The sequence below is a fragment of the Vibrio sp. TRT 21S02 genome (assembly GCF_050113675.1).
Classification (GTDB): domain Bacteria; phylum Pseudomonadota; class Gammaproteobacteria; order Enterobacterales; family Vibrionaceae; genus Vibrio.
This window is the reverse complement of sequence record NZ_JBNJOI010000011.1, coordinates 1-17,350: the sequence shown is the minus strand read 5'-3', so window position 1 is coordinate 17,350 and position 17,350 is coordinate 1. Positions and strand designations below refer to the sequence as shown.

Here is a 17,350-nt window from a genome sequence, read left to right as displayed (position 1 = left end):
GCATTGGGTCTATTGAGTGGTGTGTCACTTTTTAAACAAAATGCTATTTTTTAGAACAAAACCAGATGTAATGAGCAACACAGAACATTAAAGTGGAGTAAATACGCAGAAGTTGGAGGAAAAAAAGCCAATAATTTTACTTAACTTATTTATAACCAAGCCAAACTTTTGCGTGTCCTAAAGAAACGCCGGATACAAAAAAGCCCTCAGGAGTCAAAAACTCAGCTGAGGGCTTTTTAATCAATATGAAATTTAGTGATTGTTAAAGTGCTACTTCGTACTTTTATCTTTGTACATTTCTTCAATTTCATCCTGATAACGGTCGTTAATCACCTTACGACGCAGTTTTTGCGTCGGTGTTAACTCACCATCATCCATTGAAAAAGCTTTCGGTAGTAATTTAAACGTCTTCACTTGTTCAAATTTTGCGAGTTCTTTTTGTAGCTCATTCACACGCTGCTCGAACATTTCCACAACCTGATGATGTTTAATCAGCTCTAATCGATCGTGATACTTAATGTTCAGCTCTTTCGCGTACTCTTCTAGGCTATCGAAACAAGGCACAATTAGCGCAGAAACAAATTTTCGTGTGTCCGCAATAATTGCAATCTGCTCAATGAAATGGTCTTTACCAATCGTCCCTTCGATCATTTGTGGAGCAATGTACTTACCACCTGAGGTTTTCATCAGCTCCTTGATACGATCGGTAATGAATAGGTTGCCATTTTCATCAATATGACCCGCGTCCCCTGTTTTTAAGAAGCCGTGCTCATCAAAGGTCTTGGCCGTTTCTTGCGGCATTTTGTAATAACCACGCATCACCATCGGGCCACGGACTAAAATCTCGTTATTTTCACCAATTTTAACTTGTGCACCGGGCATAGCCATGCCGATTGAGTCAGGGTCAAAACATTGATCATCCCAACACGAGATTGTCGCTGTGGTTTCCGTCATCCCATAGCCCAGTTTCACGTTAATTCCGATAGCATGGAAAAAACGGCCAATGGTTTCATCTAGCTTCGCTCCACCGCATGGCATGAATTTGATATTGCCACCAAGCAGCGCACGTAGTTTAGACAACACCAGTTTATCGGCAAGGTTATAGGCTTTGGTCAGCATAAGTGACGGCTTACGGCCTTCTTGATGGCAAACCGACATCTTCGCGCCCATGTTTACTGCCCAAGTGAATAACACCTTACGAATAAACGGAGCTTTAGAGACCTTTTCATGAATGGCAGAGAAGATCTTCTCATAGAAACGAGGAACGGCACACATTACCGTTGGACGGATCTCACTGAGGGCTTCTCTGACTTGCATGGTGTCTTTCAGGTAACAGTTGGTGCCACCTTTGTAGAGAACATAGAAAGTCCACGCACGCTCAAACACATGTGATAGTGGTAAGAAACACAAAGAAACATCTTCAGGAGTCAGGCTCAAACGCTGATCATGACCTTTAAGCTGAGCGTCGATGTTCGCGTAATCAAGCATCACACCCTTAGGCTGCCCTGTTGTACCTGAGGTATAAATGAGGGTAAACAGATCATCAATATTGGCTTGCTCAAGGCGAGTTTCCAATTCAGCGCGATCAGCGGCTTTTCCTTGTTCAATGAAACATTGCCAGTTCATCGCATGAGGGTGCGCTTTAAGATCAATCTCATCACCCATTGCCACGATCAGCTCAAGCTGTTCACATTCATCAAAAATACTTACCGCAGCGTCAAATTGCGGCTGTTCACCAACAAACAGGACTTTCGCATCTGCATTTTGCAAAATATAAGAGGATTGTGCAGCCGTATTGGTGGGATAAATAGGAACTGTCACGCCACGCAGTTGCATTGTGGCTAAGTCAGCAATGCTCCATTCAGGCATGTTATTTGAGAAGATTGCTATCTTATCTTGGACCTTAAGGCCCTGTGCAAGTAACGCTAATGAAATAGCATCAACCTGCTCACCAAACTGCTTCCAACTGATCCCTTGCCATACTGCACCGACTTTATGTTTCAGTGCGATGCGGTCTCCGCCTTTTGCAATTTGTTCACGAATTCGTTTTACGATATGGAAATCTAAGCTTGCCATCTATATGTCTTACCTTTGGCTTACACCTGTAAGCTTTTTTGAGCGCACAAGTGTACATTTCAGCCACCAAAAGGCAACTGACAAGCATCAAACTTGTGGATATAAATAGTAAAAAACCTTGAATAGCACAGGACTATCCAAGGTCTTTAATTTCCGTAGCAGATGAAAGTTATTTCATTGCAACAACTTCACCGCAGATCATCATTAGCTGGTCGCGAAGCCAGATGTGACCTTTATCTTTCTCACTCGATTCATGCCAGCTTAGGTAGCCATTGATTTTGGCATTTTCGAACGGGAATTCTAGCATTTGCAGTTGGTCTTTGTTCGCTGCGTTTTCAACCATCCAACGTGGAGCCATCGTCACCAATTCAGATTGGCCAACGACATACAATACGTTGCTCAAGCTTGTACCTTCATAATATGCCGCAACATCTAGCTCACGGTATGCTTGCTCAGAGAAGCTACGCTGACCATGAACTTTAGACAGTTTCGCATGACGCTCTGATTTAAGCTGTTCGCCAGTCACAGAACCTTGAATGCGAGGGTGTGATTTTGAAACCACAACAACTAGATCGTCTTGGAAGATTTCAGTGCTAGAGAAGCCCTGCTCATCAAAACGAGAATAGTCGATTACGAAGTCGATCTCTTGGTAGCGCATGCGCTCAGCTAAAAGGCGATCGAATTCAGCATCTAGATGAAGTTTTACGTTTGGCGCCTGATCATGCACACTCGACATGATTTTAGGAGCAAAGCGCATGTCGCACGGACTGCAAATTGCCAATTTAAACAGACGAGTTGACGTCTCAGGAGAAAAGATAGAACTTGGCAGTTCATTGCGAATTAATTGCAGAGCCTGACGGATCGGGCCGAACAATTGACGTGCGCGCTGAGTTGGTTGAATACCACGGCCTTGACGCATGAACAATTCATCATTGAACATCACTTTAAGACGAGCCACAGCATTACTAACTGCTGGCTGAGACATACCAAGGTTGTGGGCAGCACGAGTAATATTTTGCTCTTGCATTACGGCATCAAATACCGTTAACAGGTTTAGATCTACTCCTCGTAATGTGCTCTCCATTCGGTAACTCGATATAGCACTCATAGACTCTTTCTTATCAATCATTAATCAAGCCTCTTGTATTCGTAAATAATAGATATTTATTCAGGATAAAGTTGGGAATAGATAACCAAATATTTTTGTATTTATGGTTTAGATGATTTCTTGGCGATCCCTACTATCCACGAATCAATTAGCGATTAGCAATAAGATTCACAATTAATCAGTATTTTTTACCTAATAATTAAGATTAATCTTACAAATCAATGAAATAATCGACTTATAAAAAAATATAAATTGGATTTTTTGATGCTCAACATACCTTTATTGATATTAGTAATGGATCTTCATTGATAGAAACCTAATATTCATCATTCAAATTAATGACCAGCGTTATGAAAAAGCCTCACTTATGGTACACGGTGTATTTTTGACTATGAGAATGCATGTAGTTGACTAAATATTCGCTGTATATTTCAGCCAATCTACTTGAGACCACAAATCATTTGAGAGTTTTTTGTTACAATCCCAGTTTCCTTCTAACAACCATTCAACAATTGCTTTGGCGACATTCGGATAACGAATGGTCTCTCCGCGGCTATCATCGAGCCATTCTCGGACTTTTGCTGCATCCAAATGCTCCATCCCAACTGCGAGACCAAGCTCTTCCAGTGTGGCGACATTGCTTAATTGTTCAAACTGACCGGCCAGTGGCTTTAGCAATAGTTTTTTACCATGCATCAGCGCTTCTGAAGGCAGTTCAAATCCACCATTTGCCATCACCCCACGACATCGTTTTAAATAATATTGAAAAGACTGCTGGCACAATGGGTGAAACTCAATGTTTTCCACTTTGCAGTGCGTTTTCACATGTGGGTGAAAACAGATGAAGTGTTGGCTTGAAAAACGCCATAACAATTCACTGATATCACTCATCGCTTCAAAGGGGAGATAAACTAAAACGAAGGGTTCTTCCTCAACAAGCTCCACTTCGCTGTGAACAATCGGTGGTAGAATCGGTTGTTCAAAATGATACCAATGCAGGGCGAGATGATAATCAGCTGGAGCGAAGTGGTTTAAAAGCTGTTTATCGAGCCAGCTTGCCCCTCTAAGTGGCACCGGATAACGAAATGCATTTTGGTGGCTAATGCTGATGCAAGGTACAGACTGTAACTTTGCGGCCCAAGCGGATACCGGTTCAAAATCGTTCAATACCAAATCATAGTCAGACAGTTCTAACCGTGCTACATCTTGATAAAAGCGCCAAATATTATTACGCATGGCCGTTTGAAAGTAGTTCACTTTGCCTTTATAAGAACAAAAGGTCAGGCCTTTTCGCATTTGGTAGTCACCAAATGCCTGCATAGAAAAGTATTGGCTTTCTTCTCGACCAGAAAACAGAAAATCAACCTCAACGCTTTGCTCTGCAAGTGCTCTAGCCATTGCTCTTGCTCGCGCCGTGTGACCATTTCCTGTGCCTTGTACACCATAGAGTATTTTCATCGTATTACACTCCTAGGCCTATCAATGCTAAATAGGCACACGTCATCCCCAATACCGCACCTAAAGCAACATCGGTAACAAAATGAACGCCGAGCAAAACGCGCGAGCTTGCAATCAACAGAGCCCAAAAGTAAGCATAGCCAGTGCAAGCAGGATAGAAGTGGCTCAGTAACACGGCCATTAAAAATGCGGCAGCGGTATGACCCGAAGGCAGGCTATATTGATCGGAAGGAGTGATGTAAGTGAACAAATTGAGGGAGAGCTCTTGAGGACGCCGCCGTTTGAAACCATTTTTCAGAGCCCAATAAATAGGGAGTTCCATTGCAAATGCAGTAAGCCCAGCTAAAGCAAATGTCGTCCCGTGTGTTGTATCGTATCCCCAAGCAATAAGAGCAATCACAACATATAAATGCCCGTCTCCCGTATGTGAAATGGCTTTGCTCACTCTTGCCATCGAAGGACTGAATCTGTTTTGCAAACAAAACAATGAGATCGTGACGTCTAACTTGATTATCGAATCTATCGAACGCATAACCGACTCCTTTTCTAGCGGTCTCACGTCCAAACTAAAGTCCTACAGTGACAAGGTAGTGACGGTTTGTTTGTAAAATAATGACATCCATTGAGATAAAAAAAGGCCACCGAAGTGGCCTTTAATGACTTTACGCATCAAGCGCTTCGTGCTTTTTCACTAAACCAAAGTCAGCTAAAATGGCGTAGGCAGCCGGAATCATAAATAACACCAGTAAGGTGGAAGCAAAAATACCAAACACAATGGAGATCACTAGCGGCTGAATCACTTGAGCTTGCAAACTGGTTTCTGTCAAAAGCGGTAGTAAACCTGCAGCTGTCGTCATCGAGGTCAAAAATACCGCACGAAACCGCTCTCGACTGGCTTTCACCACGGAGTCATGAACACTATCCCCTTCATCAACATGGTGCCGTATGTACTGCACTAACAAAATGGAATCATTGACCACAATCCCCGCCAAAGAGACAAATCCCATCATGCTTGGCATACTCAAAGAGTGACCAAGCAATACGTGGCCCCAAACGACACCAATAAAAGCCAGAGGGATCGCCAGCATAACAACAAAGGGTTCGAGATAACTGCGGAACTGATAGCTAAGAATGGCAAATACACCAAACAAACCGAGTAAAAACCCTTTCCCCATCGATGCCCCTGTTTCTGCAGCATCTTTTGCTTCACCTTCAAAATCAAATCGCAAACCCGGGTATTTCTTCATTAGCTCGGGCGCTTCCTGTTTTTGAAACTGGGCGATCACCGCTGAGGAACTCACCTTAGTGTTGTCGGTATCGCCAAATACACTGATGGTCCGCAGACCATTTATCCGTTGAATTCGAACATAGTTTCGCTGGAATTCTAATGTAGCTAAGGTGGCTAATGGGATTTGTGTTCCGTCAGGTAAAATAACTGGGAAATTCGCGAGCTGTTGCAAATCACCGGCCTGCGTTTTATCCAATCGTACTTCGATAGAGATGTTCTCCACCCCAATTTGGATTTCATCCGCCGTTTGCCCGAAATAAGCAGCTCGTAACTGGTTCGCGATAAGTTGCCCATTAATGCCGTAAGTTTCTGCACCAGGGCGAAGCTTGACCAAAATTTCTTCTTTGCCCATGCGCATGTCATCTAAAACGCCGTGCACACCATCGAACTCGTTGAGGTAATTTTGAATATCAATTGAAGCCGCTTTCAACTGACTGAGATCGTCATGTGAGGCGCGTATTTCTATAGAACGCCCCCCTGGCCCCATTGTTGGTTGTTTAAAGACTAAAGAGATAGGTTGAGCCAGCTCTCCCACATCATTTCGCCATGCCTCAATAAAATCATCAATGACTGTATTTCGCTGCTCAGCACCGAGTAAATCTAAGCGAACCGTGGCGATATGAGGACCTGATTCGTTGGCATCCGCATTAGCATTAAACTGTGTGGTAATGTGCTCGACCAACGTGTGCCCCTGTTCAATATTGTCACTCCATTGTTGATTGAGTTTTTTCGCTGAAGCGACCACTTTATCAACCACTAACTCAGTTTGAGCAAGCGATGAGCCGGGCGGTAAAATGATCCGCGCTTCTGCAATATCACCATCCAAATCTGGAAATGGTTGGAATTTAAGTAGACCACCAGCAATCGCCGCGACCGAAATCAATAACGCAGCAAACACTGCCCCTAAAAAGGCGTAGCGATAGCTCACCACTTTTTCGACTAACGACACCAATGTGGTATTGCGAAAGTTTTCAAAACGCGCCAACAAAATCCGCTTAAACTTCAGATCATCACGCTCACGTTTTTGCTGGTGCAATGAGTGCGCAAGGTGATTAGGTAAAATCAAAAATGCTTCAACGAGGCTCAAAGTCAGCACCAGAATCAGTACCTGTGGCACGGCTTTGAGTACAGCCCCCATTTCACCTTGTAAGAAAAGTAGACTGCCAAAAATACAAATAGTGGTCAGGAAAGAAGAAAATACCCCCGGTAACACCTTCTTCACCCCATTGATCACGGCTTCATCTACTTTTTGGCCGCGTTCAAGGTGAGCCGCTATCGATTCTGCAATCACAATCGCATCATCCATCATGATGCCAATAGCCATCAATAATCCGACCAGAGACATAATGTTGATAGACAAGCCCAATTGGGCCATCAAGAACAAACCACCTAAAAATGCAACAGGTAGGCCAGCCGCCACCCAAAATGAATAACGAAAACTAAAGAAAAGCCACATTGTTGCAAACACCAACACGATCCCTTGCCAGCCATTACGAACCATCATTGTTAGGCGATCCCATAATACCGACGAAAGATCATTGGTCATTTCCAATGTCACACCATCGGGGGCGATTTGCTGCTGATCTGCAACAAACTGGCTGACTCGCTCTTTAATTCTTAATGCATCGTCCTCTTTATTCTTGCTGATCTTCAATAATGCAGATGGCTTGCCATCAAATAACACTTTCTGTTCATCCAGTTCGAAACGATCAGTAATTGTAGCAATATCACGAAGCCGGATTAAGGCCCCGTTTGGTGAAGAACCTACCACCATATTAGCCAGTGTATCTGGTGCAATTTTTCGCTCATCAAAACGGATAAGAAAGTTCTTGTCAGGCGTTTCAATATTACCGCTTGGCAGCTTAATATTTTGTTGCCCGATCTGTACTGCAATGTCATTTACACTTAAGCCAAGTTGGCGCATAGCGGTGTTATCTAATTCGACCAAGTATTGGTGATCAGAAAAACCACTGACATCCACTAATGACACGTCATAATCAAGCTTGAGGGTTCGTTTAAGTTGCTCGGCGTAAGCCTTTAACTCCGGCCAAGTTGTATCGGCAGTGATTGCGACATCGACGACGGGTTCATTCCAATCAAGCTCTTGCACCACGGGTGATTCGATCTCTTTTGGGAAATCATTAATCGCGTTGATCTGGGTTTGAACATCAACTAGCATCCGGCCAATATCTGCTTTTTCGTTGAGCTTTAAGATCAAACGAGCAGAACCCTCTATCGCTTCACAGCGGGTTTCAACGATGTTTGCCAGCCCATCGACAGCATCTTCCATCCGCACACACAGGCTCTCTTCCACTTCTTGCGGCGCAGCGCCAGGATAAACAATGCCAGCCATAATGTAAGGCGGATCGTACTCAGGAAAAGTTTCTCGCTTAATGGTCGATAACGAGCTGAATCCGAGGATCAACAACGCCAGCATTAACAGATTGGCTGCGGTAGGATGACGTGTAAAAAATCGGATCATAATTTACGCTCCTCAAACTGAGGGGTGCTATCTCGTAATTTCATACCCTCAATTGCCGGTAGTAAATCGTTTACAATCAGTCTTTCTCCTTGCTCTAGATCCCCTTCAATCACAACTTGATGATCCCGGCGATACAGCACCGTAACCGACACGATTTTTAGTTGCTGATTGTCATCCATCAAATAAATACGGTCACCATGTAAAGCACGTTCAGGGATCACCCAACTTGGATTTTGTTGACCTTCAATCTCTGCTTTGACGAACATGCCATTGACCAATGGCGGGACGGTATCTGGATTCAGATCCCGATAATCTTGCTCGATCTCTAAGATCACTCCGGCAGTTGCCCGATTAGGATCCACCGTTTCACTGATCCGAGCGACCTTCGCTGGCCAGTTTGCTTTTAAGTTTCCACTGCTCAATTCTATTTGAGCCCGAATAAATGTCATATCCGGCTGAGGGATCCCCGCCTCATCACGCTGAAACTCCCCTAAACTGGAAGCCAACGTCTGCATATCATGAATTGAGAGTTGCGCTTCCACTTCCATTGTCTTCATTCCATGTGCTACAACCATGGTTTGCTGTTGATTAACGACCTGATCCAATTCGGTATCAATTTCAGAGATACGCAGATCCATAGGTAAAACAATACTGGTCTTTGCTAACAAGCGCTGGGCTTCTTGCACCTTGGAGGCATTCACTTTTATCTTTGCTTCAGCCACCCGCTTTTCGTCCGGTATTAATGCCAATTGATTCTCTATGTCTTGCACTAGCTTTTGTTGAGATAAGGTACTTTGCTGCTGTTGATCGACTTCAGATTGGGAGGCAAGGCCGCGTTTACGTAAGTTCTGTTTGCGCTCGAGCTCTTTCTTAGCAATTTTCTGGCGATTTTTCTCAATACCCAATGTTTGTCGCAGGTTGCGCTCTTCTTGTTGTAGCTTCGCCAATGACGTCTCACTCGATTTTAAATCCGCTTGTGTCTGTGCCAGCTTGAGTTCGTAATCAAGCGGGTCAATACGAAGAACTTCCGTTCCCTTACTCAATACTTGCCCTTTTTCTAACCTTGGGTGGCGATAAACCACCTTACCTGATACTTCAGCAATGGCTTTCCATTCCACTTTGGGCTTTATTTTTCCAAATCCAATCGCCAACGGCGCCATGGCTTTGAGTTCAAGTGGTATCGTTTCAACCAATCGAGCACGTTCACTAGCTGGCTTGGTCGGAATATCCGGGCGAAGGTTAATGGCTAAGATCAAAACCAAAACCCCAATAGCTAAAACAGGAAAAAAAAGTAGCTTGCGGTTAACCTTCATCACTCACTCCTTGTACTGGCATAGGAAACATAAATCCACTCGTCATCAATTTAATGTTGTGTTCAAACAAGCGGTTGAGGAATTCTTCATTGAGTTCAATTCCGTGAATCGCAAGCAATGCTGGCGGAGCCATAAAAGGAAACACCATCAAGCTAATGTATGAAATCCGACAAAGTTTTGGGTCCATATCTGGCTTTAAAACACCACTATCCACCAGCTTATCGAAGATGATGTCTTGCATTGGCTTGCTAATATCCATAAAAACCTTCTCCATCAGCTTACGCTGCGTGTCGGAAGGTGGCATGTGCATCACCTGAGCAATCAGCCGAGGAAATTGAGGCACCTTGACCATTTCTCGGTAGTAAGTTCGCATTAAATCAATAAAATTCTGATGCGAGCTCTCTTGAACCAATGCTTGCATGGTGATCTGCATCGGCGACAGCGTCTCCCTCAACATGGTTTCAAACAGCCCTTCTTTGTTACCAAAGTAGTAGCGGATCAAGGCACTGTTTACGCCTGCTTTTTGTGCGACAAGCCGGGTAGAGACTTTGTCATACGCCATTACGGTAAACAGCTCTCGTGCATAAAAAATCAACTTACCTCGAGCATCCGTTTTTTCACTTGGCCTGCCCGCTTTACGCCCAGAGTCAACCATGCCTTCTCCTTCAAAAATTCATCAGATGATTAATTATAGATTGTTGTTTTTATATACGATATGACATTAATTCATCACTAATTCATCAATTGATGAATTAACCTCAACCAACCAGAACTCATCCGATATGAATAAAAAAACAACTTTAGGGTTGACGTGCTTACGTGAGTACGGTACTAATCTATTAACTTAATTTTGTGGTTTATGTAACGCTCTTAGGAAGTAGTTAACAATGACAACTCATTTTTCTATCCTGCTTAGCCTCCTCCTTATCGTGACCAGTTCGCGCGGGTAGGTTGTGGAAGAAAAAAGAACCACACAGAATGACAAGAACCCGCACTCAGATGCGGGTTTTTTTATATCTGAATACTAAGAATGTACCGGAAGTAAACGATTAACTTGTGCAAGAATGCACAACATGGAAACAAAGGAAGCAAACATGAACGATCAAGTCATTATATTCGACACCACATTGCGTGATGGCGAACAGGCGTTGTCAGCAAGCTTGACGGTTAAGGAAAAACTGCAAATTGCCTATGCGCTTGAAAGGCTGGGCGTTGATGTTATCGAGGCGGGTTTCCCTGTCTCTTCTCCGGGTGATTTCGAATCCGTACAAACCATCGCAAAACACATTAAAAACAGCCGCGTTTGTGCCCTTTCTCGTGCTGTGGCAAAAGACATTGATGCTGCAGCAGAAGCATTAAAAGTAGCCGATGCCTTCCGAATCCATACCTTCATTTCTACTTCTACCGTTCATGTGCAAGACAAGCTGCGTCGTAGCTATGATGATGTCGTTGAAATGGGTGTAAAAGCTGTTAAACACGCACTTAACTACACTGACGATGTTGAATTTTCTTGTGAAGATGCTGGTCGCACACCAATTGATAATCTATGTCGTATGGTTGAATCAGCAATCAATGCTGGCGCAAGTACCATCAACATTCCAGATACGGTTGGTTATACCGTACCAAGCGAATTCGGCGGCATTATTGAGACCCTATTTAACCGTGTACCAAATATCGACAAAGCGATCATCTCGGTTCACTGTCACGATGATTTAGGTATGTCTGTAGCCAACTCTATCGCTGCAGTTCAAGCCGGTGCGCGACAAGTTGAAGGGACCATCAACGGTATCGGTGAGCGTGCGGGTAACTGTTCTTTAGAAGAGATCGCAATGATCTTGAAAACACGCCAAGAATTCATGGGTGTTCATACGGGCCTAAAACACGATGAAATCCATCGCACCAGTAAGTTGGTCAGCCAACTGTGTAACATGCCGATCCAGAGCAACAAGGCGATCGTTGGTGCAAACGCATTCAGCCATTCTTCAGGCATCCACCAAGATGGCATGCTAAAGAATAAAAACACTTACGAGATCATGACGCCAGAGTCGATTGGTCTTAAGAACCAAGCGCTAAACCTAACCAGCCGCAGTGGCCGCGCAGCAGTGAAGAGCCACATGGATTCTATGGGCTACAAAGAAGAAGAGTACAACTTAGATGCATTGTACGAGGATTTCTTGAAACTGGCGGATCGAAAAGGCCAAGTATTTGATTACGATCTAGAAGCATTGATGCACTTTTCTAACTTGCGCGAAGAAGATGATTTCTACAAGTTGAACTACTTAAGTGTGCAATCTGGTAGTGTCATGGCAACAACCAGCATTAAGCTACAGTGTGGCGATGAAGAAAAATGCGAAGCGGCCGTCGGTAACGGTCCGGTTGATGCCCTTTACCAGTGTATCTATCGCGTAACTGGTTATGATATTGTTTTAGACAAGTTTGATTTAACCGCTAAAGGTGAAGGTGAGGATGGATTAGGGCAAGCTGATATCATTGCCAATTACAAAGGGCGCAAATATCATGGTACTGGCGTTTCGACCGACATCGTTGAAGCATCGGGCCAAGCTCTATTGCACGTCATCAACAGCATTCATCGTGCCGATAAAATTGCAGAAATAAAGCAGAAGCAAATCGCAACCGTATAAGACAGACGCCAGGGACGAGAGTCGTCCCTGGCGTTCTAAGTAATTAGAAAATAAAGGATTAACATGACAGATAAATCATACAAGATTGCCGTTCTACCAGGTGACGGCATTGGCCCAGAAGTAATGTCACAAGCTCATAAGGTACTGGATGCCATAGAAAAAAAACACGGTATTGCATTTGAACGAGAAGAGCATGATGTTGGTGGTATCGCAATTGATAACCACGGTTGTCCACTTCCAGAGAGTACGGTGAAAGCTTGTGAAGAGTCTGATGCTGTCCTATTCGGTTCGGTTGGTGGTCCTAAATGGGAACATTTGCCACCAAATGACCAACCTGAACGTGGTGCCCTACTGCCACTACGCAAGCACTTCCAACTGTTCTGTAATCTACGCCCAGCACAAATTCACTCAGGTCTTGAAGCTTTCTCACCACTACGCGCAGACATCTCAGGTCGCGGCTTTGACATCGTGGTTGTCCGTGAACTAACAGGCGGTATCTACTTCGGCCAACCAAAAGGTCGTGAAGGTGAAGGTCCAACAGAGAAAGCGTTCGACACTGAGGTGTACCACCGCTACGAGATTGAACGTATTGCAAAAATTGCCTTTGAGTCTGCTCGTCTACGTCGCAAGAAAGTGTGCTCAATCGACAAAGCGAACGTTCTACAAAGCTCTATCCTATGGCGTGAAGTAGTCGAAGAAATCGCAAAAGACTACCCAGATGTCGAGCTATCACACATGTACATTGATAACGCAACCATGCAGCTTATCAAAGACCCTGCACAGTTCGACGTAATGCTATGTTCAAACATCTTCGGCGACATCATTTCTGATGAGTGCGCGATGATCACGGGCTCTATGGGTATGCTGCCTTCAGCGAGCCTAAACGAAAGCAAATTCGGCTTGTACGAGCCAGCAGGCGGCAGTGCACCAGATATCGCAGGTAAGAACATCGCTAACCCAGTGGCGCAAATCCTATCTGCGGCACTGATGCTGCGTTACAGCCTAGGTGAAGAAACGGCGGCACAAGACATCGAAACGGCCGTTTCAAAAGCACTATCAGCGGGTGAGCTAACGGGTGACCTTGCCGGTGACAACCCAGCACTGTCGACGTCTGAGATGGGCGATAAGATCGCTGAGTACATCTTAAACTCTTAATACAAAACAGATTCATAATAAATACTAAATCCTCGGTCAACCAATGGCTTTCCTCTAAGTCATTGGTGCAATAGCAAGGCAGCAAGGCCATTTATATTAAGGCGTTTAGTTCGCTAAATAACTGGATAAATGGGTGTCGCTAACGCAGTTATTGCGGCAAAGGCGACGAGGAAAGGAAGCAAACAATGGGCAAAACACTATACGAAAAAGTCTACGACGCACACGTTGCCGTCGCAGCAGAAGGGGAAAACCCAATCTTGTACATCGACCGTCACTTGGTACATGAAGTGACGTCTCCGCAGGCTTTCGACGGTTTGCGTGAAAAAGGTCGTAAAGTGCGTCAGGTCAGCAAAACTTTTGCCACCATGGACCACAACGTTTCTACAACAACCAAAGACATCAACGCATCCGGTGAGATGGCACGTATCCAGATGGAAACGCTATCGAAAAACTGTGAAGAGTTTGGTGTTACGCTTTACGACATCAACCACAAATACCAAGGTATTGTCCACGTTATGGGCCCAGAGCTTGGTATTACCCTACCGGGTATGACGATTGTTTGTGGTGACTCGCACACGGCTACACACGGTGCATTCGGCTCTCTCGCTTTTGGTATTGGTACATCTGAAGTTGAGCACGTATTAGCAACTCAAACGCTAAAACAAGCGCGCGCTAAAACGATGAAGATCGAAGTGAAAGGCAAAGTAGCGCCGGGCATCACCGCTAAAGACATCGTGCTAGCCATCATCGGTGAAACCACAGCTGCTGGTGGTACAGGCTACGTGGTTGAATTCTGCGGGGAAGCGATCACCGACCTTTCGATGGAAGGCCGCATGACCGTATGTAACATGGCGATTGAGCTCGGTGCAAAAGCCGGTTTGATTGCGCCAGATGAAACCACATTCGAATACATCAAAGGTCGTAAATTCTCACCTCAAGATGCGGACTTTGATGCAGCAGTAGAATACTGGAAGACGTTAAAAACGGACGATGACGCTCAGTTTGATGCGGTCGTTACCCTAAACGCAGCAGACATAAAACCACAAGTCACTTGGGGTACTAACCCAGGCCAAGTGATCGCGGTAGACCAACCGATCCCAGCACCAGAAAGCTTTGCCGATCCAGTAGAAAAAGCCTCTGCAGAAAAAGCGTTGGCTTACATGGGTCTAGAAGCAGGCAAGTCATTGTCTGATTACAACGTCGATAAAGTCTTCGTTGGTTCTTGTACTAACTCACGTATCGAAGACATGCGCGCAGCCGCTAAAGTAGCAAAAGGTCGCAAAGTCGCGTCTCACGTTCAGGCGCTAATCGTTCCTGGCTCTGAGCAAGTAAAAGCGCAGGCGGAAGCGGAAGGCTTGGACGTTATCTTTAAAGAAGCGGGCTTTGAGTGGCGCCTACCAGGTTGTTCAATGTGTCTAGCAATGAACAACGACCGCTTGGGTCCACATGAACGTTGTGCGTCTACTTCAAACCGTAACTTTGAAGGCCGCCAAGGTCGTGATGGCCGTACCCACCTAGTGAGCCCTGCGATGGCAGCAGCGGCAGCAATTGCTGGTCACTTTGTAGATATTCGTGAACTAGACTAAGGAGCAAACAAATGTCAGGCTTTAAACAACACACAGGCTTAGTTGTTCCTCTAGATGCAGCGAACGTTGATACTGATGCCATCATTCCAAAACAGTTCCTACAAAAGGTCTCCCGCCTAGGCTTTGGTAAACACCTGTTCCACGATTGGCGTTTCCTTGATGATGCTGGCGAACAACCGAACCCAGAGTTCGTGATGAACGCTCCTCGCTACAAAGGCGCTTCTATCTTGCTAGCGCGTGAAAACTTCGGTTGTGGTTCTTCTCGTGAGCACGCACCGTGGGCACTAGCGGATTACGGCATCAAAGCAATGATCGCACCAAGCTTTGCCGATATTTTTTACGGTAACTCGATCAACAACCAAATGGTGCCAGTTCGTTTGACTGAGCAAGAAGTGGATGAAATCTTCCAGTTTGTTGAGGCGAATGAGGGCGCAGAAATCGAGGTCGACCTAGAAGCCAATGTCGTTCGTGCTAACAGCAAAGAGTACAGCTTTGAAATCGACTCATTCCGTCGTCACTGCCTACTAAACGGTTTGGACAATATCGGTCTTACCCTTCAACACGAAGACAAGATTGCCGAATACGAGGCGAATATCCCAAGCTTCTTGAGCTAATTCAAATCGTAATTGAAATAAATACAAGGTTGGCATTGGCCAACCTTTTTTCTTTATATTCATTGTGTCAGGAAAGAAATCCCATCGTAGACAGGTCTACACTTATCAACAAGGTTTAACCCAAAGGTATCTCTATGAAGCGTCTGTTATTGCTATTGTGTGCTCTGGTTTCTTTCTCAACATTTGCCGCTCCTAAATCGGATTTATGGCCGTATTGGAAACAATCGAATCAGGCTAACCAAAGCCAAATTTCTCATCAAGAATGGCAACAACTGCTAGACAATTACTTGGTTGTACAAGGTGAAAATACTTTGTTTCGCTACAGTAAAGTCACAACTTCCGACAAGGCGAAGCTAAAGCAGTACATCCAACGATTGGCAAAACTTGACCCTCTACAATACAACCAAGCAGAGCAATACGCCTATTGGGTGAACCTTTACAACGCCATCACAGTTGATCTAATTTTGGATAACTATCCCGTCAAATCGATAACCAAACTGGGTGGCTTGTTTAGCTTTGGACCTTGGGGAGATGATGTGGTCGCGGTCAACGGGAAGGACCTGACTTTAAACGATATTGAGCATCGAATTTTGCGCCCAATATGGGATGATCCAAGAACGCATTACGCGGTGAACTGTGCCAGCTTAGGTTGCCCAAATTTACAGACTCAAGCATTCACTGCCGACAACACTCAAGCCTTACTCGAAAGTGCTGCAAAAATATTTATCAACAGCAATAAAGGCGTATCCATCCAAGGAAACATGGCACAGCTTTCTTCCATTTATGATTGGTTTGCCGAAGATTTTGGTAGTAAACAGAAGCTAATCGAACACCTAAGCCAATATCGTCCAGAATTAAACAAGTTAACTGGTAATTTTAACTATGAATATGACTGGTCTCTTAATGAAGTAAAATAAGCCAACTAGATATGAACAATAATATTAGCTTTGCAAAAGAGTAAATATGTTGAAATAGCAAAACCTAACCTTTCAACGTAAAAACACCTGTACTTCAATAAAACTGCCCTATGAAAGAAAAATTGTTGTGCTCAACAAAAAATGGTTGTTTCTTACTAGGAGGCAAAGCGACGGAGGATACCCAATTCAGACCTTTATTCAATTAGACTCGCACAAGCCGACTTATTATGTGAGGTTCAAAGTGGATACAAACAAAAAGACCTCAGCATTTCTGCTGAGGTCTGGAATAAGAACCTGGCGATGACCTACTCTCACATGGGGAAGCCCCACACTACCATCGGCGCTAATTCGTTTCACTTCTGAGTTCGGAATGGAAGTCAGGTGGGTCCAAATCGCTATGGTCGCCAAGTAAAATTCTTTACGTTGTGCTTTGTGCTCTATGCTAAAACACAAAACAAACCGTAATGGTGCTGATACCCAGACTCGAACTGGGGACCTCATCCTTACCAAGGATGCGCTCTACCACCTGAGCTATATCAGCATCAAGATGTCCCTTCAGGACTAAAAAAGCCCGTTTTTTCAAACGGGCTCTTTTAACTATTGTTTTCACCTTTTTGAAAGGTAAAAACTAAAATTAAAGCCTGGCGATGTCCTACTCTCACATGGGGAAGCCCCACACTACCATCGGCGCTAATTCGTTTCACTTCTGAG

At 44.5% G+C, this 17,350-nt stretch carries 12 protein-coding genes, 1 tRNA gene and 1 rRNA gene; 5 read left to right on the top strand and 9 right to left on the bottom strand.

The annotated features are described in order from the left end of the window. Positions 1-270 precede the first annotated feature (270 nt). The 7 genes from ACQEXU_RS14710 to ACQEXU_RS14680 all read right to left on the bottom strand — a co-directional run bounded on the left by ACQEXU_RS14710 (position 271) and on the right by ACQEXU_RS14680 (position 10,380). Entirely contained in the window at positions 271-2,076 is a 1,806-nt protein-coding gene (locus ACQEXU_RS14710) for an AMP-dependent synthetase/ligase (protein ID WP_427011402.1), read from the bottom strand. A gap of 169 nt (positions 2,077-2,245) precedes the next feature. After that, entirely contained in the window at positions 2,246-3,205 is a 960-nt protein-coding gene (leuO, locus tag ACQEXU_RS14705) for a transcriptional regulator LeuO (protein ID WP_367988152.1), read from the bottom strand. Positions 3,206-3,595: 390 nt separating this feature from the next. Next, a complete protein-coding gene (locus ACQEXU_RS14700) occupies positions 3,596-4,642 on the bottom strand; it encodes an MJ1255/VC2487 family glycosyltransferase (protein WP_427011401.1) in 1,047 nt (348 codons plus the stop codon). 4 nt (positions 4,643-4,646) lie between these two features. Then, positions 4,647-5,174: a phosphatase PAP2 family protein gene (locus tag ACQEXU_RS14695; RefSeq protein ID WP_427011400.1), complete on the bottom strand. Its 528-nt coding sequence runs from the start codon at positions 5,172-5,174 to the stop codon at positions 4,647-4,649. A gap of 130 nt (positions 5,175-5,304) precedes the next feature. Beyond that, complete coding sequence (locus ACQEXU_RS14690; protein WP_427011399.1) at positions 5,305-8,412, bottom strand: efflux RND transporter permease subunit; 3,108 nt, start codon at positions 8,410-8,412, stop codon at positions 5,305-5,307. After that, the gene (locus tag ACQEXU_RS14685) at positions 8,409-9,725 is read right to left on the bottom strand and encodes an efflux RND transporter periplasmic adaptor subunit (RefSeq protein WP_427011398.1); all 1,317 of its coding nucleotides are present in this window, start codon (positions 9,723-9,725) and stop codon (positions 8,409-8,411) included. The genes ACQEXU_RS14690 and ACQEXU_RS14685 overlap by 4 nt, the downstream gene beginning before the upstream one ends. Further along, entirely contained in the window at positions 9,715-10,380 is a 666-nt protein-coding gene (locus ACQEXU_RS14680) for a TetR/AcrR family transcriptional regulator (RefSeq protein ID WP_427011397.1), read from the bottom strand. Before ACQEXU_RS14680 ends, ACQEXU_RS14685 begins: the two co-directional genes overlap by 11 nt. Positions 10,381-10,819: 439 nt before the next feature. Between ACQEXU_RS14680 and leuA the strand changes: the two genes are divergently transcribed. The 5 genes from leuA to ACQEXU_RS14655 all read left to right on the top strand — a co-directional run bounded on the left by leuA (position 10,820) and on the right by ACQEXU_RS14655 (position 16,639). Beyond that, on the top strand, positions 10,820-12,367 hold the full coding sequence (leuA, locus tag ACQEXU_RS14675; RefSeq protein WP_427011396.1) for a 2-isopropylmalate synthase: 1,548 nt from the start codon (positions 10,820-10,822) through the stop codon (positions 12,365-12,367). 63 nt (positions 12,368-12,430) lie between these two features. Next, positions 12,431-13,522 carry a 3-isopropylmalate dehydrogenase gene (leuB, locus tag ACQEXU_RS14670; protein WP_427011395.1) on the top strand — a complete coding sequence of 364 codons (1,092 nt, stop codon included), beginning with the start codon at positions 12,431-12,433 and terminating at the stop codon, positions 13,520-13,522. 185 nt (positions 13,523-13,707) lie between these two features. Beyond that, entirely contained in the window at positions 13,708-15,108 is a 1,401-nt protein-coding gene (gene leuC / locus ACQEXU_RS14665; protein ID WP_427011394.1) for a 3-isopropylmalate dehydratase large subunit, read from the top strand. 11 nt (positions 15,109-15,119) lie between these two features. After that, positions 15,120-15,722: a 3-isopropylmalate dehydratase small subunit gene (gene leuD / locus ACQEXU_RS14660; protein ID WP_427011393.1), complete on the top strand. Its 603-nt coding sequence runs from the start codon at positions 15,120-15,122 to the stop codon at positions 15,720-15,722. A 134-nt stretch (positions 15,723-15,856) separates the two neighbouring features. Next, entirely contained in the window at positions 15,857-16,639 is a 783-nt protein-coding gene (locus ACQEXU_RS14655; RefSeq protein WP_427011392.1) for a DUF547 domain-containing protein, read from the top strand. 292 nt (positions 16,640-16,931) lie between these two features. Here the strand turns inward: ACQEXU_RS14655 and rrf are convergent. After that, positions 16,932-17,048 (bottom strand): 5S ribosomal RNA (gene rrf, locus ACQEXU_RS14650). 56 nt (positions 17,049-17,104) lie between these two features. After that, positions 17,105-17,180, bottom strand: a tRNA-Thr gene (locus ACQEXU_RS14645). Positions 17,181-17,350 lie beyond the last annotated feature (170 nt).

Coding starts and splice junctions, on each gene's coding strand:
- ACQEXU_RS14710 (WP_427011402.1), bottom strand. CDS start 2,076: ATGGCAAGCTTAGATTTCCATATCGTAAAACGAATTCGTGAACAAATT.
- leuO (WP_367988152.1), bottom strand. CDS start 3,205: ATGATTGATAAGAAAGAGTCTATGAGTGCTATATCGAGTTACCGAATG.
- ACQEXU_RS14700 (WP_427011401.1), bottom strand. CDS start 4,642: ATGAAAATACTCTATGGTGTACAAGGCACAGGAAATGGTCACACGGCG.
- ACQEXU_RS14695 (WP_427011400.1), bottom strand. CDS start 5,174: ATGCGTTCGATAGATTCGATAATCAAGTTAGACGTCACGATCTCATTG.
- ACQEXU_RS14690 (WP_427011399.1), bottom strand. CDS start 8,412: ATGATCCGATTTTTTACACGTCATCCTACCGCAGCCAATCTGTTAATG.
- ACQEXU_RS14685 (WP_427011398.1), bottom strand. CDS start 9,725: ATGAAGGTTAACCGCAAGCTACTTTTTTTTCCTGTTTTAGCTATTGGG.
- ACQEXU_RS14680 (WP_427011397.1), bottom strand. CDS start 10,380: ATGGTTGACTCTGGGCGTAAAGCGGGCAGGCCAAGTGAAAAAACGGAT.
- leuA (WP_427011396.1), top strand. CDS start 10,820: ATGAACGATCAAGTCATTATATTCGACACCACATTGCGTGATGGCGAA.
- leuB (WP_427011395.1), top strand. CDS start 12,431: ATGACAGATAAATCATACAAGATTGCCGTTCTACCAGGTGACGGCATT.
- leuC (WP_427011394.1), top strand. CDS start 13,708: ATGGGCAAAACACTATACGAAAAAGTCTACGACGCACACGTTGCCGTC.
- leuD (WP_427011393.1), top strand. CDS start 15,120: ATGTCAGGCTTTAAACAACACACAGGCTTAGTTGTTCCTCTAGATGCA.
- ACQEXU_RS14655 (WP_427011392.1), top strand. CDS start 15,857: ATGAAGCGTCTGTTATTGCTATTGTGTGCTCTGGTTTCTTTCTCAACA.